This window comes from Lachnospira hominis (ex Liu et al. 2021) (genome assembly GCF_014287955.1).
GTDB classification, from domain to species: Bacteria; Bacillota; Clostridia; order Lachnospirales; family Lachnospiraceae; genus Lachnospira; species Lachnospira hominis.
The window spans coordinates 274,170-293,905 of the sequence record NZ_JACOPD010000003.1 but is presented as its reverse complement, the minus strand read 5'-3'; the positions used below and the strand labels follow the sequence as shown (position 1 = coordinate 293,905).

Sequence of the window (19,736 nt, the reverse complement as noted above, 5' to 3'; positions counted from 1 at the left end):
CTTCGGTAGTGTCACCTCTGACACTCCTTTTTTATAAATATCCAGTAATAACCATAAGCATATCAGCTGCTATTTTTAATGAAACAAATATCATTGGTATATATTCCGCAAACCTTAATGCACTTAAATTATTCTGATTTTTATTTTCTTCATATTTGTCTACTATTTCATAATTTCTTTTTATAATTGTATTCATCATCTCATCTGCCTCGTCAACATCAAGCTCGGACACTGAATAAAGCATTCGCACTGTTGATGATATATCAAGTATTCCAAATTCACTCATAAATTCATAGTATGGTTTTACTGATGATGGCGTTTCTTCCAGTTCATATATAAATCTTCCCAGAGATTCTTTCATCACAACAGGACAATCCTTATATGTTTCCCTTACCGCTGCCTGAAGAGGCTCGTCCTGCAGATGAATCACAATATCCCTCAACCACTCTGAAAATGATATATAGACATCATTCTGGATTCTTGCTAAAGCCTTCTTACGGTTAATCACCGGCACAAAAAGCATATAAATTCCTGCCAGCCCAACTATTACTGCCGTCGGAACATTTTTAGCAAACAGAAAAACAAACGCTGCTGCTAACATTATTCCAAACGTAATAAATGAAAATATTTTTATGCTTTTGTTATCAGAATCAGATATAATTCTCATATCTTTTAATATTTTCTTCTCCGTTCTGTCCGTATTAAGCCATTCTCTCCCATATGATACATTTACAAACACAAAATAGATTATATTTAATAATATAAATATAAGTGAAACAACCTGATATAATAAAGTATTAGTTATACTTATATCTATTCCTGCTGTACCTTCAAGAATACGGCTTATTATCACTGATACAGAAGCGAGTACAAAACTTAATATAATTCCAATAAATGAATTTCTTTTTATCTGTTTTATGTCATCCTGATATTTGTAAACTCTTTTAACCCAGCAGTTAAAATCATCCAGAAGAATTTCAAGTGAACGATAATATTTTCCGCCTCTTTGCTCAATATCAACTATAAGCTTATGTAATGTTTTTATTTTGGGGCAGTTATACTCATCTTCTATAATTTTTAATGCATAATTATATACTTCTGATGATGTTTCCGTTTCAAGCCTCTTTATTGACTTTATCACAGTCTTTTTTGCCTTTCCCGTAAGTATCTGTGATGTATCTTCTAAAGCCACATTCACTTTTGGATTTCTTTGAAATGAATATGCCATCTGATGTATATAAACATCCACATCATTAAATCTTTTATCTTCCTGCTTTTGCAAATAATAATAAAATATAATTGCAGGCATAAATATAATCACTGCAATTTCAGAAATTGCAAAGCATATTATATTCATCTTATAAAAAACACATATACAGCCTAATACAAAAAATGCCGCAGCTGCAATTCCTGTTATTTTCCAGAATGAATATGATGTTTTACTCTCATATGCCATATTCTTAATATTTCCAATATTTTTATAAGCTTTTTTTATTCCATACTGCATAACATACCCCATTTCCTTTATTGTATTGTTATTTTCATGTGCTTACGCATATGGATTGTCAATTCCATAATTTTTAAATCTTTTCATTATTTCCTTAGGAATATCATTGGATGTAAACTCACAATTTTCATATATAACAGTACATTTGTTAATTCCATCCTCTCTGTCAAAGAAAGCAAGCTCCTGTATTTTTCTTCTTTCATTCTTATCACATGTAACAAGAACGCCTACATCAATATACTTATATATACTATTAATAAACCTGTCGGTTACACTGCTCTCTCCAAGCATGTTATACATTCGGTCCGGCAGTCCACGTACATTGTCAAGATGCATAGTCGTCATGCAGCTTGCACCTGTTGACAGTGAATTAAGCAAATCAAGAACCTCTGTTCCTCTTGATTCTGATAAAAGCATCCAGTCAATGTTGTGTCTTAATCCTGCCTTTATAATCTGTGAATAGGTAAACCTGTCATCAACAAAAAACTCTACACATTTTTTCCCGGGATTTATCATTCTGTAATGTATCTCCTGGTTATCTTCATATACGCCTACCTTTTCATATGAAGATATAAAAGTTGACATATATTTTAACAATTCTGTTTTTCCTGCATGTGGCTGACCGCCTATAACACAATTCATATGTGCTTTTGTACAGTTTTCAAGCAGGTTTATTAATGTCTCTGGTGCATAACCGCTGTCAAGAAGCGATTTGTGGTTAAATCTTATGTATATTGGAATTTTTCTAATTGCAATACTTTTCTTTCCGCATCTGGACTCATGCCAGATAGAAATTCTTAAATCTTCAGTATTTGCTTCAAGAACAGGTACTGACCTGTTAAAAGAAACCATCATAATGTTGGCAAGACGAATAGATAAATTATCAACAAAAGCAGCTGTAAGCTTCTTCTTGGATAAATAACTTCCATTATCAAGATGTGTAATCCATAGATTATATCCATCCCATTCTATATCTGTTATTCTGTCATCAGCAATCTCTTCCTTGAGCTCGCTAAACAATTCACTTCTGTGACTTGCAATAAATTCTTCTACATGCGAATCTCTCAATCATTCCCAGCCCCCTCTATAGCATCTGTTATCTGCTTTTCATAAGAAATGTTTTCGACCGCTGTCGTTGTCTTCGTATTAACTATGCCAACAACCGCAACAGTTAAAAGGACAGCGGCAAGAACGCCTGCAAGTGCCACAACTACTTTACCATAATGTTCAATAATATCATTCATATTATTTTCCTCCTTTAAATCAAAAGCTTTTATTTACATTTAGTATAGTAGCATATTATATTTTATTTGTAAAGTGTTTTTTATATTTTTTATATATTATTTTATTTTTTCATAAAATGTATCCATAACCATCTGTCTTAACTTTTCAAAATCAATATGATATTCCTCATATTGTTTTCCGTATTTAATTTTTCCCGGAAGTGTCTTTATTTCTGCAAAAGAAAAATCACACTTCATAACTTCTGAAATTACATATGTAATCTCTGACATATTTTTTAAAAACCCCCATCAGCCTCTTATCAGCCGATGGGGGATTAATAATCTTTATTTCTGTTTTGTATATGTTACCGATTCATTATTTCTCGTCATAGTAAGGACATCACCGTCTATACTATATGTATATTCCTGTTCATCCTTCTGTCCAAGTATTTCAGTTACAATCTTTAATGTGTTGTCGTTCGTTTCATATGTGAACGACTTTGAAACTGTTGTTCCAATTGAAATTTTACCAGTTCCGTCTTCATTAAAAAGATATACTGTCTCACTTCCACTGTCAGCACCCCAGCTTCCAGCTATGGAAACTTTCTTTGCTTTGCCACATGATGCAAGCATAATCACTGCTACAAGTGCCAATATCGTCAACGAAATTTTTTTCATACAGATTTCTCCTTTTTAAGTAAAATGTGTTCTCTGAAGTAAATAAAAACTCTTCTTCTCTACAATTCAAGCTTTTCAAGGAAGTCAACAATTTTAGTAAACTGCATTCCATGTGATGCTTTGACCAATATATTGTCACCTTTTTTTAATAATTTTGAAAAATCTTTTTCAAGCTCATCTTTCGTATCATACGAATGAACATCACAGACAGAAACAGTTCTTACGCCTGCTGCAATATTTTTAGAAAGCTCACCAACTGTAATAAGCACGTCTATATTTTTATCTTTAAAATATTCTCCAACTCCATAATGAAGCTGTTTTTCATTTTCTCCAAGTTCAAACATGTCACCAAGAATTGCTACTTTGCGGCCTTTAGACGATGCAAGCACATCTATTGATGATTTCATTGAAACAGGATTCGCATTATAACAATCATCCAGAATAAGAAGACTGTCAGTCCTTATAATATGATTTCTGCCGGCAAGAGTCTCCATATTGGCAATTCCGTCCGCAATCTCTTTTGATGTAAGTCCGAATACAGCACCGACTGCCGCAGCTGCCATTGAATTATATACCATATGAATTCCTGCAACCGGAATATGCACATTGAAATTTCTTATATTATCTGCTGTATTAACATTGCATATACGTGCTGTCATGCCTTCCAGACCATTATTTACAATATTTCCTGCATATATTCCACATTTATTTTCAATTCCGAAAAATACAGGCTTTTTATCATAAACATCCTTAATTGTAATAAGCTTATCATCATCACCATTAAGAATAACTGTTCCATCAGGATTCATAGACTTAAATATTTCAGTCTTGGCTTTAAGAATTCCGTCTCTTGTTTTAAGATTTTCAAGGTGGCACCATCCGATATTTGTAATCACACATACATCCGGACACGCAATTGCTGTCAGCCTTGTCATCTCACCAAAATCACTTATTCCCATCTCAAGCACTGCAATTTCATCACTTTCCTCAAGCGTAAAAACAGTAAGCGGAAGACCTATTTCATTATTAAAATTCCCTTGTGTTTTCTTCACTTTATATTTCTGTGCAAGAACAGATGCGATTGTTTCTTTTGTACTTGTTTTTCCGACACTTCCTGTGATTCCGACAACTTTAATATCAAGCTGCTGTCTGTAATAAGCTGCAAGCTGCTTTAATGCTGTAAGTGATGATTCAACCTGTATATATGGTCTGCTTTCTCCAGGAAGTTCATGCTCTGAAATACAGCACAATGCACCGTCATCAAAACATTTTCCTATATAATCATGTCCGTCGCTTTTCTCACCGCATATTGCAATAAACATTCCATTTTTCTGAATCTTACGGCTGTCAGTTGTTATCGCTGATATTTCAATATCAACTGCACCTTCATCACCATGATATATGCCATGACAAGCCTGTGTCATGGCTCTAATTGTCATTCCCTTCATATTGACTCCAATCAGTTAATAATTATTCATATTTAGCTAATGACAACTCAACAAGTTTCTGTGTAAGTTCATCATATGAAATTCCAACTACCTGTGCTTCCTGGGGAACAAGGCTTGTTGCTGTCATTCCCGGAAGTGTGTTGATTTCAAGGCAGAATATCTGTCCATCTTCATTCATAAGTTCATCTACTCTCGCAAATGCCTTTATTCCTGCCGCCTCACATGCCTTTTCTGCCCATCTTTGCATTCTCTGTGAAGTCTCTTCATCAACTTTGGCAGGACATGTCTCCTTTGTAGCACCGGCACTATATTTATTCTTATAATCATAGAAACCATTCAATGGCTCTATCTCAATTACAGGAAGTGCTTTTCCGTCAATTACAGCTACAGAAAATTCTCTTCCTTTAACATATTCTTCAACAATTATTTCATCTTCAAGCGAAAATGCCAAATCCACTGCTTCTTTGAATTCAGCTTCATTTTTTGCAATTGATACACCGACACTTGAACCGCCGCAGCATGGCTTTACAACACATGGAAATGGTACATATTCAAGCTTATGGCCTTTTTTTAATGTTATTCCCTTAGGAACAGGTACCCCTTCAGTTGCAAGCATTTTCTTTGTAAGATGTTTATCCATTGAAATAGCACTGCTTAGATAGTCTGTTCCTGTATATTTTATTCCAAATAAATCAAATGCTGCCTGAATTTTACCATCTTCACCATTAGAACCATGAAGTCCTATATATACAATATCCGCAGCCTTACATACATCAAGAACCATAGGTCCGAAGAAGCCTTCAGATTTTTCTTTTCTTTCAGTCTCAATCTCTTTAATCTTCGGGCTCATCTTTCCAAGCTCTGAAGCAAGCTCCTCTAAATCATTCTTATCATTAAAGAAATCCTGTACATTATCATATTTATCACTTCCAAGAAAAACATCAATCATATTGGCATTATGACCATTTCTTCTAAGTGATGCACATATAAGTTTACCTGATGAAAGCGAAACATCTCTTTCAGTGCTTGTACCGCCTGCTATTACTGCTATATTCATACCCATTTTCCTTTCCTGTCAAAACTGCTTATCGTTCGCTTAAAGGAGTGTATTCATTATGCGGGCTTATACTCTTATAAGCCGGACGAATAATCTTTCCACAGTTAATAAGTTCTTCTATTCTGTGGGCACTCCATCCCGAAATTCTTGCCACCGCAAAAATTGGTGTATACAACTCATGCGGAAGGCCTAACATACTATACACGAAACCGCTGTAAAAGTCCACATTTGCACTGACACCTTTGTAAATTTTTCTCTCTTTTGCAATAAGTCCGGCAGCAATCCTTTCAACATCAGACATAAGCTTGAATTCTTTTTCCCTGTGTTTTTCCTGCGAAAGCTGTTCTACAAAACCTTTGAACACTCTTGCTCTCGGGTCTGAAAGCGAATAAACGGCATGACCCATACCATAAATAAGACCCGTTTTATCGAATGCTTCTTTGTGAAGAATTGCATCAAGATATTTAGTGAGTTCTTCTTCATCATCCCAGTTCTTAACATTATGCTTGATATCTTCAAACATCTTTACAACCTTTAAATTGGCACCACCATGCTTAGGTCCCTTTAATGATGCAAGTGATGATACAACTGCGGAATATGTATCTGTACCTGAAGATGTAACAACATGTGTTGTAAATGTTGAATTGTTACCGCCGCCATGTTCTGCATGAAGAACAAGTGCAATATCAAGAATCTCTGCCTCAAGCGGTGTAAAATTGCCATCATCACGCAGAAGATGAAGAATATTTTCAGCCGTAGACATCTTAGGATCCGGCTCATGTATTATAAGGCTTCCTCCTATGTGTGAATGTTTATACGCCTGATAACTGTAAACAGCAAGAAGTGGAAGCTGTGAAATAAGCTGGATTGACTGACGTACCACATTAGGAATGCTCACATCATCTGCCTTATCATCATATGAATAAAGCATAAGCACACTTCGTGCCACAGCATTCATAATATCGCAGCTTGGCTTTTTCATTATAATATCTCTTACAAAATTAGGCGGTATACATCTGTAATATCCAAGAAGCTCTGTAAAATCTGCAAGCTGTTCATCATTTGGCATCTCACCAAAAATCAGAAGATATGTAACTTCTTCAAATCCATATCTTTTGTCCTTTGTAAAACCTGCAATAATTTCTTCAACATCATATCCACGGTAATAAAGCTTTCCGTCACATGGATGAGATATCCCATTCTCATCTGTTTCTGTAGATTTTACTTCTGAAATTTCAGTAAGTCCTGTAAGAACACCTTTACCATTCAAATCCCTAAGTCCTCTTTTTACCTCATATTTATCATACAAATCAAGACTTATTCTATTATTCTCCCTGCATTTTTCAGCGAGACTTTCAATCTCAGGTGTCACCTTTGTAAAATTCTTTTCTTCCATAAAAACCCTCCTGTTTAATTATAATATATTACATATTGTTATCTTAACCTCGTACATTCATATTTTGCGTGTGCCTGTATGCAGTGTCTAAGCGATGCATATCTTTCGTCAATGGTTCCCGGAAGCACCTCTACATCCATTGAAACCGCCATAGCATCAATAAGCTTATCATCAAGATTATCTCTTAATTCAGACAGCACCTCAAGTTTCTGTGCATACCCTTCTGCATCAAGAAACTTCATAAGTCTGTCATCAACAGCCTCGGTCTCTTCATCAAAAACCGGTAGAATCACCGGTTCATTATCCAATGAATCTTCATTACCTTTTTCATCAACGCTTACATATCCGCTGTCTTCATCGAAAAACACCTGTTCAAACCTGTATCTTTGCTTAACATCCGGATATTTAACATGGTCAACCTCACTCATAAACATATCATATGGTCTTACATATACTGCAAAATCTCCATACAGAGCCTGATATACTATCATCTTTTCCTTCGTCTCGGAGTGAATTGCAACAGCTTTTACCTGATATAGCTTATTTTTAAAATGTCTGTACAGACCTCCAATAACAGGTTCCCGTTCCTGCATAAAATCTCCTCCCTTCATGCAATCCCAATAATAATCTTATTATTTTAAAAACTATGCCACATTCGGGCGTAGTCTGTTAATATAACCATAACTTCTGTTTTCAATAAGAAGCTTTAATATTCCTCCGACAATTATATGGCACATCGCGACTATATATATACAGTCGTTGTTTACTGTACTTCTTCCGCTTACATATTGTGCGTGCAGATTCTTTATGAGCCTGCAAATATCTTCAGGCTTCCTAAAACTGTCTATAAGACTTTTATTAATATAAATCTGTTCACTGTCAATATAACTTTTCAATGCTTCTTTCAAATTTTTCTCATATATGCAATGGTCTTTTATATTACCATCAAAAACTTCATTATGCGGATATGTAAAATAATCAGCTACATAATGCGTTACTTCGCCCAGCTTTCTTACATATGCCGTAGAAATTCTTTTGTAATCATGTGAATCTACTGTAAGTTGTGAAATAAAATCCGAAACCATATCAAATGTTTCTTCCATGTTATGTTTCGTAGTTACAAATGACGGACGACAATCCGGCAGGATACTTCCAAGCAAAAATGCCTTCCTGTGGTTAATCAATAAGCTGCTGTCCATATTATCAATAAGATAAACAGCTAATGATAAGTGTGACTTTTTTCTCATGTTACAATGCCTTTCAAAGTTTACTATTAATACGTAACATATTTTATTTTAAACTTAAACGTGGTAAAATACAATAAAATTACTGTAAAATATTCGCAAAAACAATAATGTGCAATCCACTTTATGCAATTGGATTCTCATTTTAACAAAAAGGAGGATTTATGAAATCCATAGACTTACATGTTCACTCAACATATTCAGATGGAACACTCACGCCATCTGAGCTGGTTAAAAAAGCTTTCTCAATAAATCTTGCTGCCATGGCTCTCACCGACCATGACACTATTGACGGGATACCTGAAGCTGTCAGCTGTGCCGCCGATTACGATATTGAACTTATACCCGGCATAGAATTAAGCACTTTCTATGACAAAAAAGAAATACACATAGTTGGTCTATATATAGATTATACTGACAAAAATTTCAAAAAAGAATTAGAATCTTTAAAACAAAGCCGTGAAAAACGTAATGAGAAAATTGCTGCCAGATTCTGTGAAATAGGAATTCCTGTATCTTATGATGAAATGAAAAAGATGTATGAAGGTGCTGTTATAACAAGAGCTAATTTTGCCGACTACCTTGTAAGAAAAGGTTATGTAAAAAGCCGCAATGAGGTATTTGACCGGTATCTTGGGGACTCAAAACCATGTTATGTCCCTCGCGAGAAGATGCTTCCCGAAAAAGCTATCAAAATGATAAAGTCAGTCGGCGGCGTACCTGTTCTTGCACACCCTGTCCTGTATCATATGGGAAATGAACAAATGAACAAACTGATGGATTATCTGTGTCAACATGGAATTGCCGGACTTGAAGCCGTTTATTCAACCTATACAATGGGTGATGAGCTTGAAATGAAACATATCGCCAAAGAACGAAATCTTTTAATAAGCGGCGGTTCAGATTATCATGGTGCAAACAAACCCGATATTGAACTTGGTACCGGACGCGGACACCTTTTTGTTCCCGAAGAAATTCTTACAAAAATTAAAGAATATAAAAATAACATATAACAGCTATATTCATAAATCAACCATGACCTGATATCTGCATAAATACAAAAATCCCGAAGACTTTCAGCCACAAAAGCAGCATATGAAGTTCTTCAGGATTTTCTTTTTATACCAGTTAAAAATCTGCCTGCAAATTAGTGATGGAATAATCTCATTCCTGTAAAGCACATTGCAATATTTCTCTTGTTACATGTCTCAATTACATTGTCATCACGGATTGAACCACCCGGCTGTGCAATATATTTAACACCGCTCTTGTATGCTCTCTCAATATTGTCACCAAATGGGAAGAATGCATCTGAGCCAAGTGCAACATCTGTATTTTTATCAAGCCATGCTCTCTTTTCTTCCTTTGTAAATACTTCCGGCTTTTCAGTAAATACTCTTTCCCATTCACCATCAGCAAGAACATCCATGTAATCCTCACCGATATATAAATCAATTGCATTATCTCTGTCAGCACGACCGATATTTTCTTTAAACGGAAGACTTAATACCTTTGGATTCTGGCGTAAAAACCAGTTATCTGCCTTTGAACCAGCAAGTCTTGTACAGTGGATTCTTGACTGCTGTCCTGCACCGATTCCGATTGCCTGTCCGCCCTTTGCGTAACATACGGAATTTGACTGTGTATACTTTAATGTAATTAATGCAATAATCAAATCAATCTTTGCCTGCTGAGAAATCTCTTTATTTTCTGTAACTACATTGCCAAGAAGTTCTTCATTAATTACAAACTCGTTGCGTCCCTGTTCAAATGTAACACCATAAACCTGTTTTCTTTCAATTGGTTCAGGCTTATATGAAGGGTCTATTTTAATGATGTTATAATTGCCTTTTTTCTTTGATTTTAAGATTTCAAGTGCCTCATCTTCATATCCCGGTGCAATGATACCATCTGATACTTCATGCTGGATAAGCTTTGCAGTTGCAACATCACAAACATCTGAAAGTGAAATAAAATCACCAAATGATGACATTCTGTCAGCACCTCTTGCTCTTGCATACGCACATGCAAGTGGAGAAAGTTCTCCAATTGACTCATCTACCCAGTATATTTTCTTTAAAACATCTGTGAGTGGAAGACCAACTGCTGCACCTGCAGGAGATACATGCTTAAAAGAGGTTGCAGCCGGAAGTCCTGTCGCTTCTTTTAACTCTTTTACAAGCTGATAACCATTAAATGCATCAAGGAAATTAATATATCCCGGTCTGCCATTTAGGATTTCAACCGGAAGTTCACTTCCGTCTGCCATAAATATTCTTGAAGGTTTCTGATTAGGATTGCATCCATATTTTAACTGAAATTCGTTCATTTTATATCCTTTCTGTAGATAAACATACATCGTAAATAGTATTGCTGTTTCTTAACCTTAAATTACTTATTCTTATTGATAATTCTTGTCTCATATTTTCCAGTCTTAATATCAATAAAACGAACAAATAATGAAACTTTGTTATCCTCATTTAAGTTATTCCAGAGCATATCTGTAAATGAATCAATATCACCTGAAATCTTTACCCATGCAGGTTCTCCCTCGAAGCTTGGGAGTGGTGAGCCATCACCCATATATGTATGAATAAAACGTCCTTCACCTGCAAGTGGTGTCTCATATGAAAATGTGTATCTGTTACATGCTGCACCATTGCCGTTATTGCTCTTTAAAATTGACATTGCATAATCAAATTCACCATTTTCAAAATTAAGTATTCCTGAAATTCTAGGTGTAAAATTCGGTTCATCAGGCTCAAATTTTCTTGTTCTTAAAGACTGTTCAAATGTCTTTCCGGCTTTCATCAAATCATAAATTGTATCTGTCTGGTCGCCGTTTGTAACGATTGTACTGTTGTTAAGGACTCTTACAGGTGCATAGATGATAAGGCTCGGATCTTCAAGCTTGCTCTCATCAAATGCCTGTGTACGGATTCCTTCTCCATCCTCGACAAATACTCTGTTGCGGCTGTTAGCACTTCTACCCATAATGAAATAAGCTGTTACAGCCTTTGTGCCGTCTTCTGACTTTCCGATTACAATTCCTCTTCCCGGATAAGCACATCCTGATAATTCATTTTCTAATAATTGCATTTCCATAAACAGTACCTCTTCTAAGTTTTATTTTGTAACCTTTTCCACACGCAAAAATGCCGGCTCACCCGGACAACCTGATTAAAAAGGTCGCCCAGGCGGTCGGCATTTAAAAACTGCTATGTTCCCTGTGAGTAATCTCACTGTATGTAAAAACATACATTTCCGCCAGTCACACAGCTTATATATTTACCATACACTATTTATTTTAAAAATGCAACAGCTTAAATTAATAATTTTTTAAATAAATTGTTCACATGAAAGATTAATAATTTCCAAGAAGTTTTATCGCTTTAGCTTCTTCCTGTATTCCACGAAGTGCATTCATAACAGCCGGGTCATCAATATTCCCCTCAAAATCTATGAAAAATCTGTATTCCCAAGGTCTGCCTTCTATTGGTCTTGACTCAATCTTATTCATATTAAGTCCATTATATATAATATGGCTTAAAAGGTTATAAAGGGTTCCGGGTTCGTTAGCTGTCTCAAATACAATACTCATCTTCTTTGCATTTTTTACAAATTTTCTTGTATTTGTAACTATAACGAAACGTGTTGTATTGTTATCAAGGTCATTAATCTTTTTGGCAAGAACTGAAAGATTATAAACTTCAGCTGCTTCTTCACTTGCTATTGCAACGTGTGTCTTATCATTTTCTTCAAGCACTTTCTTTGCACTTCCGGCTGTATTTGCCTGGCTTATCTGCTGCCAGTCCTTATGCTTTGAAAGAAACTTCTCACACTGCATAAATCCCTGTGGATGAGAATAGACTGTTGTCACTTTATCAATGTCTGTTCCTTCAAGTCCCAAAAGTGCGTGCTCAACTTTTACAAATGTCTCTGCTATTATGTAATTATCATATTCCTGAATAAGGTCATAAACATCTGCGACACAGCCAGCCGTCGTATTTTCTATTGGAAGGACAGCATAATCCGCTTCACCGTTTTTTACTGCTTCCATTGCATCACGCCATGAAGGCACAGCAAAGTTATTAACGTCTTTTCCAAAAAATCTTCTCATTGCAATATAACTGTATGCACCCGGAACTCCCTGATATACAACACGGCAGTTCTTTTTATCTATCTCATCAATTGCTTCATATGGCTCTCTTAATGTCTGTGTAGTCTCTTCTAAGAGTCTGTATTGCATCTTTCTTGAATTAGCCATAATCTGCGAAAACAAATCATCTATGGCATGCACATTCTTAGGATCTTTCACCATCTTACTGACAGCCTCTATCTTTGCTTTTTCCCTGTCTGTATCAAGCACTTTCTTGCCTGTCTCAATTTTATATTTGGCAACATCTGTACAAAGCTGCATGCGTTCTTCAAACAAATCTACGAGCTGTCTGTCAATCCCGTCAATCTTATCTCTTATCTCGCCTAAATCCAACATTACTTTCTCCAATCCATATATCCAATAGTCCATTGCATATACAAGCATTTTATGTTATTTTACTATATTATAGGTTGAATAACAAGCACGATTGGAGATTAGCATGAAAAAAATAATAACAATCATTGTCAGTATAGTTGCTGTCATTGCACTCGCAGGAGGGCTGACTTTTTCTTATTTTTCAACAAGATTTAAGTACAACTCCAAAACTGCCGTTGGAAATACTGCCGGAAACCTCAACAATAAAGGACGCTTTTGCGAATATGACGGCAAAATTTATTTTGCAAATCCATATGATGACGGACGCCTTTATGTTATGGATTCTGACTGTTCAAATGCCAGAGCCTTAAACACAGATTCGGTATACTATATCAACGTCTGTGGCAATTACATTTATTATGTAAGAAATAATCTTTCTTCAGCAAAAGAAAATTCTTTTACAGGTCAGATGTTTGGTGTTTATCGTACAGACCTTGACGGACAGAATGCGGATACAATTACAACTACAAAATCCGGTATTGCCACCCTTTACGGCAATGACATTTTCTATCAATATTACAATGCAAACGAAGGAATGTATGTATACAAAGCCGGAATAGACGGAAAAGATGATAAAAAATTTTCCTCAAAAGTATATAATCTGGCAAGCGTATACAATGGCAAATTCTATTTTGCAGATACATATAACAAGAATTATATAAGCACGCTTGATGCATCAACCGGAAATGTAAGTGCATATTTTAATGTAAATGCATATCTTGTAGATGCTGCTGATAATTATATTTATTATATTGACCTTGACAAGGGATACGCCCTCATGCGTCTTAATACATCAAATAAGACACTTGAACAGCTTTACAGTCCTGTTGACGGTGGAAAAGTCATCAATTACAACCGCTACGGCAACAAAATTTTCTTTCAGGTTGAAGGCACTAACACAGGTCTTTACCGCATGAATGCCGATGGAACACAGATTGAATATATTGCTGCTGGCAATATTTCAACAATAAACTGCACTTCACAGTATACATTTTTCCAGTATTATGAGGATAATGAAACTTTATACAGAATTCCGACTGTAAACCCTATTACAAAAGTCGAGGAGATTACAATTAAGACTGGCAAATAATAAAAAAGCACATCATAGTTAGTTACCTTGCAGTATGTTACAGTAAAAACAGGCTGAGCTTTTAGGAAGTGGATTACCTCTATCACTATGATTATTTTTTATGGCGTACTCTATCATATATGGCGTGAGCGTTATCAGATTAAAGGCCATAAAGCAACTACAGCAGCTATTTATGGTCTTGCAGGATTAAGAATTATTTTGTGTATGATGCCTCAGAATGCCTGGCTCAGTGCATCCGCTCCGCTTTCCTGGGGAATCTATCGAAATATAATCTTAAAACAAGCAGCATGTGAGCATAAATCCAGCCACTCCCACAGCTGCTTGTTTTATATTTATTGATGCTGACTTCCTATTTTCCTGCCAAACGCCTAACGTTCGTCCACAACCTGGAAGATGTAAAACTTCAAATAAAGTGAAGAATCTGATGCCCAAAGTACAGGATGGTCAGGTGCCTGTGTGCGGAATTCAATCTGACGCAGACGTTTATGTACATTTCTTGCCGCCTCGCCGATTGTCTTTGTAAAAAGTTCTGTATCCATAAAATGTGAGCATGAACATGTAGCAAGGTAGCCGCCGTCTTTAACAAGCTTCATCGCACGAAGGTTAATCTCCCTGTAACCTTTTACGGCATTTTTGATTGAACTGCGTGACTTTGTGAAAGCAGGCGGGTCAAGAATTACAAAGTCAAACTTTTCGCCCTTCTTTTCAAGTTCAGGCAGAAGTTCAAACACATCACGGCATACAAATGAAACTCTGTCCTCAAGTCCGTTAAGCTTCGCATTTTCGCGTGCCTGTTCAACTCCAAGTTCTGATGCATCAACTCCAAGTACACTGGCTGCCCCTGCCATTCCGGCATTTAAGGCAAATGAGCCTGTATGTGTAAAGCAGTCTAATACTTTTGCACCCGGACAAATCTTCCATATTGCTTTTCGATTGTACTTCTGGTCAAGGAAAAATCCCGTCTTTTGTCCATCCTGAACATCAACGTAATACTTTACACCATTTTCCTCTATCATAACTTTTGTATCAAACTCTTCGCCAATAAATCCTTTAAAACGCTCAAGCCCTTCATTCAGACGTACCTTGGCATCGCTTCTTTCATACACACCACGTATATTCATACCATTTTCATCAAGAACTTTTTTAAGTTTATCAACTATCATTGGCTTGAATCTGTCTATTCCCAACGCAAGAGACTCTACCACAAGAACATCTGAAAACTTGTCAATAACAATTCCCGGAAGGAAATCAGCCTCACCAAATACAAGACGGCATGAAGACATATCAACTGTATGTTTTCTATACTCGACACAGTCACGCACTCTCTGCTCAATAAAATCCTCATCAATAACATGCTGATGTCTGCTCATCATCCTGACTGTAAGCTTTGACCTTCTGTTAATAAAACCTATTCCCATAAAATATCCGTCAAAATCATGCACTTCAACAAGTGTTCCATCAGGAGCATCTCCCATGATGCTTTCTATCTCATTATCATATACCCACATTCCGCCGGCTTTGATAGTACGTCCCTCACCTTTTTTCAAATTAACAATTCCGCATATTTTAAATAAATCTTCCATGTACTCTCCTTTACTAATATGAATTTAAATTATTGTATATTTTTATTTACATATGATTTTACTCTTTTGAATTACCACACATACTAAATATTACTACACCTGTAACTGCAACCGCAATGCCTAACAGCTTTATCCATGAAAAATCTTTTTTCTCACTTCCAAAAAGCCCGAACAATTCAATAATGTAGGCAACCGCAATCTGGCTGATAACAATAGTAATCTCAGCTTTTGCAACTCCAAGATCAGACATAGCCTTTACAACCGTATATGTTATAAATGCACCAATAACACCGCCCAGAAGCGATATCTTCGGCGACACATTAAACAGACCCATTATCTGCGGTCTTCCGTCAACAATCCACATCACAGCACATGTAAGAAATGCTGTAATCTGCACGAATCCAGCTGCTACCCATATACTGCTGCTCTTTGTAACTCCCGTATTAAACACTCCCTGGATACTCATTAATGCACCCGATAAAATTGCAATCAAAAAACCTGCCATCAGTACCTCCTAAAGAATTAAATTTACTATTATTTTCAATCTAATACTTAATTATGTACTCATAACAGGTTTTTTATTCTTTATTTTTATTGGACTTTTAATTCAGATAAAAATGAATTTACTGATGTTTCTATATCAGTTCCATCCCATACCTGATGAAGCATTATATCAAATTTTGTATAAAAATATGCAGCTCCCATAAATTTTGCTTTGTCATCAGCCTTTGAATATATTTCATATATTTTCCCATATGTATCCTTATATTCTTTGCTGTTAATGCTTATAGTTCTTGAACTTAAAAGCCCTGTTGTGCTGTTTACAGCAGCAGCATAATCATAGCTCATAGCGTTGGCAACTGCCTTTGCAGTCTGGACATCGGATGAATACGGATTAACAAATGCACATAAATTTTCGGAAATATTTTCAATCTGCATATCATCTGAAAGTGCCGGAATATTACATACACCATATGAAATTCCTGACTCCGCAATTGTATTAAGATGCGAAACATCTGTAATTGTATATGCAAGTTTTCCCTGTGCAAATAAATCAGCACATGAATCAAGCGTTGTCTCGGCACGCACAATACCAAATTCGTCTCTTAATTTTACAAATTCAGTCAGCGATTTTTTAAGTAAATCTTTGTCAGCACTGAGCTTTGTATTATCATCTCCGCTTTCTCCGCCTATTTTAACCGAACCACACACAAACCCGTAATTAACAAGCATATCTGAGACATCCCATGATACGAGCTGCTCAACATTCTGATTATCATCATTAACTGTATAATTATGACAATAATCTATAAGCTGTGAAAATGTTTCTACAGAAGATGCAGCATTTTTATTGTATACAAGAAATGGAACATCAAATGTGACAGGATATCCATAAAGTTTACCTTTATATGATGCTGCTTCAATTGCACTGTTTCCATAATTTTTTTGTGTATACAAATCAGAATATGTACTGTTCTCAACTGTAAGACCCATCATGCTTGCTTTTTCAAGCTCATCTGTAAGCATAAGATATACATCTGCCACGTTACCGTTTCGTACACTCTCTTCATATATATTCTCAAGATAGTTATCAGAATCAACCAAAACCGGTTCAATTGTAACAAGTTCGTTTGCAGAATGAAATCTATCCGCAACAAAATTCAGATAATCTGTATACCTGTCGTCACAATACCATACTCTTATATTCTCTGCCTGCTCAATGTGAAGATTTTTTGCCGTTTTATCAATATTGACACCACCACACGCAGCAAGCGAAAAAATCAGACAAACTGCAAGTAAAACCGCCGCTGCTCTCTTTAACTGCTTCATATAATAATTAACTCCTTGTTTCATCAAGGGCTTTTCTTAATTTAACTATCATCTCATCAACATCTTTTTCTGTTATTACAAGAGGTGGTACAAATCTTATAACATTTGTGCCTGCTGAGAACAGAATAAGACCATTATCAAGTGCATTGGAAATCACATCTTTAGGATTTAATGACAACTCAATTCCCTGAATAAGACCTACGCCCCTGTGCTCAATTACTATATCATAATCCTGAACAATCTGCTCTAATTTTTTAGCCATATATGCACCAACTTTTTGTACATTTTCAAGTACATTGAGTTTTTCAAATAATTCAAATACTTTTGCTGATGCCGCACACGCAAGCGGATTGCCACCATATGTAGTACCATGGTCTCCAGGAACAAGTGCTTTTGCAACATTTTCTTTTGCAAGAAATGCACCAATAGGAACGCCACAGCCAAGTGCCTTTGCAACTGTAACAATATCAGGCTTCACACCATACTGCTGATATGCAAACATAGAACCTGTACGTCCCATGCCACACTGGATTTCATCAAGAATAAGAAGAATTCCTTTCTCATCGCAGAGTTTTCTTACACCTTCGATAAATTCTTTTTTGGCAGGATATACGCCGCCCTCTCCCTGAACTGTCTCGAAGATAATGGCACATGTCTTATCATTCACAAGTGACTTGACACTTTCAAGATCATTGTATTTTGCAAACTTTATTCCCGGAATCATAGGACCAAATGCTTCCTGATAATGACGGTTGCCTGTTACAGCAAGAGCCCCCATGCTTCTTCCGTGGAATGAATGTTCCATTGCAATAATTTCATGGTCTGTTGAGCCATCCTTTAAATATGCATATTTTTTGGCAAGTTTTATAGCTCCCTCAACTGCTTCCGTACCGCTGTTCGTAAAAAACACTCTGTCCATGCCGGAAGCCTTTGTTACGGCCTGGGCCGCCTTTACTGCAGGCTCATTGTAAAAATAATTTGATGTGTGGATGAGCTTGTCAACCTGAGCTTTTACTGCATCATTGTATTCTTTATTATTATATCCCAATGCAAATACCGCAATTCCGGCACCAAAATCAAGATATTCTTTTCCATCTGTATCATAAAGTCTTACTCCATCACCTTTGTCAAGTACAATCTGGTAACGGTTATATGTATGAATAAGCTTTTCTTCAGCTGTTTCAATAATTGTCTTTGTATCCATCATTTTTCTCCCTTAACTAGATATTTGTATCAAAAAATTTCTCTGCTTCTTTACTAAGAATAGCTGTACCAACACCCTTATTAGTAAATATTTCAAGAAGAAGACAATGCGGAATACGTCCGTCAAGAATATGAACTCTTGAAACGCCATGCTCTATCGCATCTATACAGTTATTTAACTTAGGAAGCATACCACCTCCAATTGTTCCGCCAGCAAGAAGTTCTCTTGCCTCATCAGTTGTAAGTTCAGAAATAAGAGAAGACTTATCTTCATAATCTCTGTATACACCCTCTATATCAGTAAGAAATGCAAGTTTTTCAGCATTGACAGCTCTTGCAATTGCACATGCCGCATCATCAGCATTAATATTATATGAGTGAAATGTATCATCATATCCTATAGGGCAGATTACAGGTATAAAATCATCTTTTAAAAGTGAAGTTATAATTGTAGTATCTACATCTTTTACTTCACCTACATAACCTATATCTTCGCCACCTGAAAGCTTCTTTTCAACCTTTAACATGCCGCCATCCTTACCGCTGATACCACACGCTTTGACACCAAGTTCTTCTATAAGTGCAACAAGACTCTTATTTACCTTATTTAATACCATTTCAGCAATTTCCATTGTAGGTTCATCAGTAACACGTAGGCCATTGATAAACTGAGGATTTCCACCTGTCTTTGATACCCACTTACTGATTTCCTTTCCGCCGCCGTGAACGATAATAGGCTTAAATCCTACCAGCTTTAACAACACAACATCCTGAATTACTTTTTTCTTTAATTCCTCGTCAACCATGGCACTTCCGCCATATTTTACAACGATTATTTTTCTGTTGAATTTCTGTATATAAGGCAGTGCCTCAACGAGAATCTGTGCTTTTTTTAATTCTTCATTCATTTCCATGTCAATAATTTCTCCTTAAAATTCTTTCT

At 36.0% G+C, this 19,736-nt stretch carries 20 protein-coding genes, 1 pseudogene and 1 riboswitch; of the genes and pseudogenes, 3 read left to right on the top strand and 18 right to left on the bottom strand.

Features of this window, described 5'->3' with window-relative positions; translation table 11 throughout:
- Positions 1-31: 31 nt before the first annotated feature.
- From H8S01_RS05980 to H8S01_RS05935, 10 genes are all read right to left on the bottom strand, one after another.
- Positions 32-1,507: a hypothetical protein gene (locus H8S01_RS05980; protein WP_186836530.1), complete on the bottom strand. Its 1,476-nt coding sequence runs from the start codon at positions 1,505-1,507 to the stop codon at positions 32-34.
- 42 nt (positions 1,508-1,549) lie between these two features.
- Positions 1,550-2,575 (bottom strand): ATPase, T2SS/T4P/T4SS family, encoded by a 1,026-nt coding sequence (locus tag H8S01_RS05975; RefSeq protein ID WP_021866166.1) that lies wholly within the window; start codon positions 2,573-2,575, stop codon positions 1,550-1,552.
- Positions 2,572-2,751 carry a hypothetical protein gene (locus tag H8S01_RS05970; RefSeq protein ID WP_021866165.1) on the bottom strand — a complete coding sequence of 60 codons (180 nt, stop codon included), beginning with the start codon at positions 2,749-2,751 and terminating at the stop codon, positions 2,572-2,574. Before H8S01_RS05970 ends, H8S01_RS05975 begins: the two co-directional genes overlap by 4 nt.
- A 96-nt stretch (positions 2,752-2,847) precedes the next feature.
- Positions 2,848-3,021, bottom strand: coding sequence for a hypothetical protein (locus H8S01_RS05965; protein ID WP_186836529.1), 174 nt, complete (start codon positions 3,019-3,021; stop codon positions 2,848-2,850).
- Positions 3,022-3,075: 54 nt separating this feature from the next.
- Positions 3,076-3,408 (bottom strand): DUF5640 domain-containing protein, encoded by a 333-nt coding sequence (locus H8S01_RS05960; protein WP_186836528.1) that lies wholly within the window; start codon positions 3,406-3,408, stop codon positions 3,076-3,078.
- A gap of 59 nt (positions 3,409-3,467) precedes the next feature.
- Positions 3,468-4,856, bottom strand: a complete 1,389-nt coding sequence (locus H8S01_RS05955) for a UDP-N-acetylmuramoyl-tripeptide--D-alanyl-D-alanine ligase (protein WP_186836527.1) — start codon at positions 4,854-4,856, stop codon at positions 3,468-3,470.
- 22 nt (positions 4,857-4,878) lie between these two features.
- Positions 4,879-5,913, bottom strand: coding sequence for a D-alanine--D-alanine ligase family protein (locus H8S01_RS05950; RefSeq protein ID WP_021866160.1), 1,035 nt, complete (start codon positions 5,911-5,913; stop codon positions 4,879-4,881).
- Between the two features lie 28 nt (positions 5,914-5,941).
- Positions 5,942-7,309 carry a citrate/2-methylcitrate synthase gene (locus H8S01_RS05945; protein WP_186836526.1) on the bottom strand — a complete coding sequence of 456 codons (1,368 nt, stop codon included), beginning with the start codon at positions 7,307-7,309 and terminating at the stop codon, positions 5,942-5,944.
- A 38-nt stretch (positions 7,310-7,347) separates the two neighbouring features.
- Complete coding sequence (locus H8S01_RS05940) at positions 7,348-7,902, bottom strand: DUF1653 domain-containing protein (RefSeq protein WP_021866158.1); 555 nt, start codon at positions 7,900-7,902, stop codon at positions 7,348-7,350.
- 51 nt (positions 7,903-7,953) lie between these two features.
- The gene (locus H8S01_RS05935) at positions 7,954-8,556 is read right to left on the bottom strand and encodes a zinc dependent phospholipase C family protein (protein WP_021866157.1); all 603 of its coding nucleotides are present in this window, start codon (positions 8,554-8,556) and stop codon (positions 7,954-7,956) included.
- 161 nt (positions 8,557-8,717) lie between these two features.
- Between H8S01_RS05935 and H8S01_RS05930 the strand changes: the two genes are divergently transcribed.
- Complete coding sequence (locus H8S01_RS05930; protein ID WP_186836525.1) at positions 8,718-9,566, top strand: PHP domain-containing protein; 849 nt, start codon at positions 8,718-8,720, stop codon at positions 9,564-9,566.
- Between the two features lie 134 nt (positions 9,567-9,700).
- On the opposite strand, the gene H8S01_RS05925 is transcribed toward H8S01_RS05930, so the two are convergent.
- The 3 genes from H8S01_RS05925 to pheA all read right to left on the bottom strand — a co-directional run bounded on the left by H8S01_RS05925 (position 9,701) and on the right by pheA (position 13,048).
- Positions 9,701-10,882 carry a phosphoribosylaminoimidazolecarboxamide formyltransferase gene (locus H8S01_RS05925; protein WP_186836524.1) on the bottom strand — a complete coding sequence of 394 codons (1,182 nt, stop codon included), beginning with the start codon at positions 10,880-10,882 and terminating at the stop codon, positions 9,701-9,703.
- A 62-nt stretch (positions 10,883-10,944) separates the two neighbouring features.
- Positions 10,945-11,658 carry an IMP cyclohydrolase gene (locus tag H8S01_RS05920; RefSeq protein WP_021866154.1) on the bottom strand — a complete coding sequence of 238 codons (714 nt, stop codon included), beginning with the start codon at positions 11,656-11,658 and terminating at the stop codon, positions 10,945-10,947.
- A 79-nt stretch (positions 11,659-11,737) separates the two neighbouring features.
- A riboswitch (ZMP/ZTP riboswitch) is annotated at positions 11,738-11,838 on the bottom strand.
- Between the two features lie 79 nt (positions 11,839-11,917).
- Positions 11,918-13,048 (bottom strand): prephenate dehydratase, encoded by a 1,131-nt coding sequence (gene pheA, locus H8S01_RS05915; RefSeq protein WP_186836523.1) that lies wholly within the window; start codon positions 13,046-13,048, stop codon positions 11,918-11,920.
- Between the two features lie 103 nt (positions 13,049-13,151).
- Between pheA and H8S01_RS05910 the strand changes: the two genes are divergently transcribed.
- On the top strand, positions 13,152-14,177 hold the full coding sequence (locus H8S01_RS05910) for a DUF5050 domain-containing protein (protein WP_186836522.1): 1,026 nt from the start codon (positions 13,152-13,154) through the stop codon (positions 14,175-14,177).
- Positions 14,178-14,243: 66 nt separating this feature from the next.
- Positions 14,244-14,447, top strand: a pseudogene (locus tag H8S01_RS14430) (hypothetical protein); the annotation flags it as partial.
- Positions 14,448-14,545: 98 nt separating this feature from the next.
- On the opposite strand, the gene H8S01_RS05905 reads toward H8S01_RS14430, so the two are convergent.
- The 5 genes from H8S01_RS05905 to argB all read right to left on the bottom strand — a co-directional run bounded on the left by H8S01_RS05905 (position 14,546) and on the right by argB (position 19,707).
- A complete protein-coding gene (locus H8S01_RS05905; RefSeq protein ID WP_186836521.1) occupies positions 14,546-15,760 on the bottom strand; it encodes a class I SAM-dependent rRNA methyltransferase in 1,215 nt (404 codons plus the stop codon).
- Positions 15,761-15,818: 58 nt separating this feature from the next.
- Positions 15,819-16,265, bottom strand: a complete 447-nt coding sequence (locus H8S01_RS05900) for a DMT family transporter (protein WP_186836520.1) — start codon at positions 16,263-16,265, stop codon at positions 15,819-15,821.
- An 86-nt stretch (positions 16,266-16,351) separates the two neighbouring features.
- A complete protein-coding gene (locus H8S01_RS05895) occupies positions 16,352-17,590 on the bottom strand; it encodes a sugar ABC transporter substrate-binding protein (RefSeq protein ID WP_186836519.1) in 1,239 nt (412 codons plus the stop codon).
- Positions 17,591-17,597: 7 nt separating this feature from the next.
- The gene (locus H8S01_RS05890) at positions 17,598-18,794 is read right to left on the bottom strand and encodes an aspartate aminotransferase family protein (protein WP_186836518.1); all 1,197 of its coding nucleotides are present in this window, start codon (positions 18,792-18,794) and stop codon (positions 17,598-17,600) included.
- 16 nt (positions 18,795-18,810) lie between these two features.
- Positions 18,811-19,707 (bottom strand): acetylglutamate kinase, encoded by an 897-nt coding sequence (gene argB / locus H8S01_RS05885; RefSeq protein ID WP_186836517.1) that lies wholly within the window; start codon positions 19,705-19,707, stop codon positions 18,811-18,813.
- Between the last annotated feature and the right edge of the window lie 29 nt (positions 19,708-19,736).

Coding starts and splice junctions, on each gene's coding strand:
- H8S01_RS05980 (WP_186836530.1), bottom strand. CDS start 1,507: ATGCAGTATGGAATAAAAAAAGCTTATAAAAATATTGGAAATATTAAG.
- H8S01_RS05970 (WP_021866165.1), bottom strand. CDS start 2,751: ATGAATGATATTATTGAACATTATGGTAAAGTAGTTGTGGCACTTGCA.
- H8S01_RS05965 (WP_186836529.1), bottom strand. CDS start 3,021: ATGTCAGAGATTACATATGTAATTTCAGAAGTTATGAAGTGTGATTTT.
- H8S01_RS05960 (WP_186836528.1), bottom strand. CDS start 3,408: ATGAAAAAAATTTCGTTGACGATATTGGCACTTGTAGCAGTGATTATG.
- H8S01_RS05955 (WP_186836527.1), bottom strand. CDS start 4,856: ATGAAGGGAATGACAATTAGAGCCATGACACAGGCTTGTCATGGCATA.
- H8S01_RS05950 (WP_021866160.1), bottom strand. CDS start 5,913: ATGAATATAGCAGTAATAGCAGGCGGTACAAGCACTGAAAGAGATGTT.
- H8S01_RS05945 (WP_186836526.1), bottom strand. CDS start 7,309: ATGGAAGAAAAGAATTTTACAAAGGTGACACCTGAGATTGAAAGTCTC.
- H8S01_RS05940 (WP_021866158.1), bottom strand. CDS start 7,902: ATGCAGGAACGGGAACCTGTTATTGGAGGTCTGTACAGACATTTTAAA.
- H8S01_RS05935 (WP_021866157.1), bottom strand. CDS start 8,556: ATGAGAAAAAAGTCACACTTATCATTAGCTGTTTATCTTATTGATAAT.
- H8S01_RS05930 (WP_186836525.1), top strand. CDS start 8,718: ATGAAATCCATAGACTTACATGTTCACTCAACATATTCAGATGGAACA.
- H8S01_RS05925 (WP_186836524.1), bottom strand. CDS start 10,882: ATGAACGAATTTCAGTTAAAATATGGATGCAATCCTAATCAGAAACCT.
- H8S01_RS05920 (WP_021866154.1), bottom strand. CDS start 11,658: ATGGAAATGCAATTATTAGAAAATGAATTATCAGGATGTGCTTATCCG.
- pheA (WP_186836523.1), bottom strand. CDS start 13,048: ATGTTGGATTTAGGCGAGATAAGAGATAAGATTGACGGGATTGACAGA.
- H8S01_RS05910 (WP_186836522.1), top strand. CDS start 13,152: ATGAAAAAAATAATAACAATCATTGTCAGTATAGTTGCTGTCATTGCA.
- H8S01_RS05905 (WP_186836521.1), bottom strand. CDS start 15,760: ATGGAAGATTTATTTAAAATATGCGGAATTGTTAATTTGAAAAAAGGT.
- H8S01_RS05900 (WP_186836520.1), bottom strand. CDS start 16,265: ATGGCAGGTTTTTTGATTGCAATTTTATCGGGTGCATTAATGAGTATC.
- H8S01_RS05895 (WP_186836519.1), bottom strand. CDS start 17,590: ATGAAGCAGTTAAAGAGAGCAGCGGCGGTTTTACTTGCAGTTTGTCTG.
- H8S01_RS05890 (WP_186836518.1), bottom strand. CDS start 18,794: ATGGATACAAAGACAATTATTGAAACAGCTGAAGAAAAGCTTATTCAT.
- argB (WP_186836517.1), bottom strand. CDS start 19,707: ATGGAAATGAATGAAGAATTAAAAAAAGCACAGATTCTCGTTGAGGCA.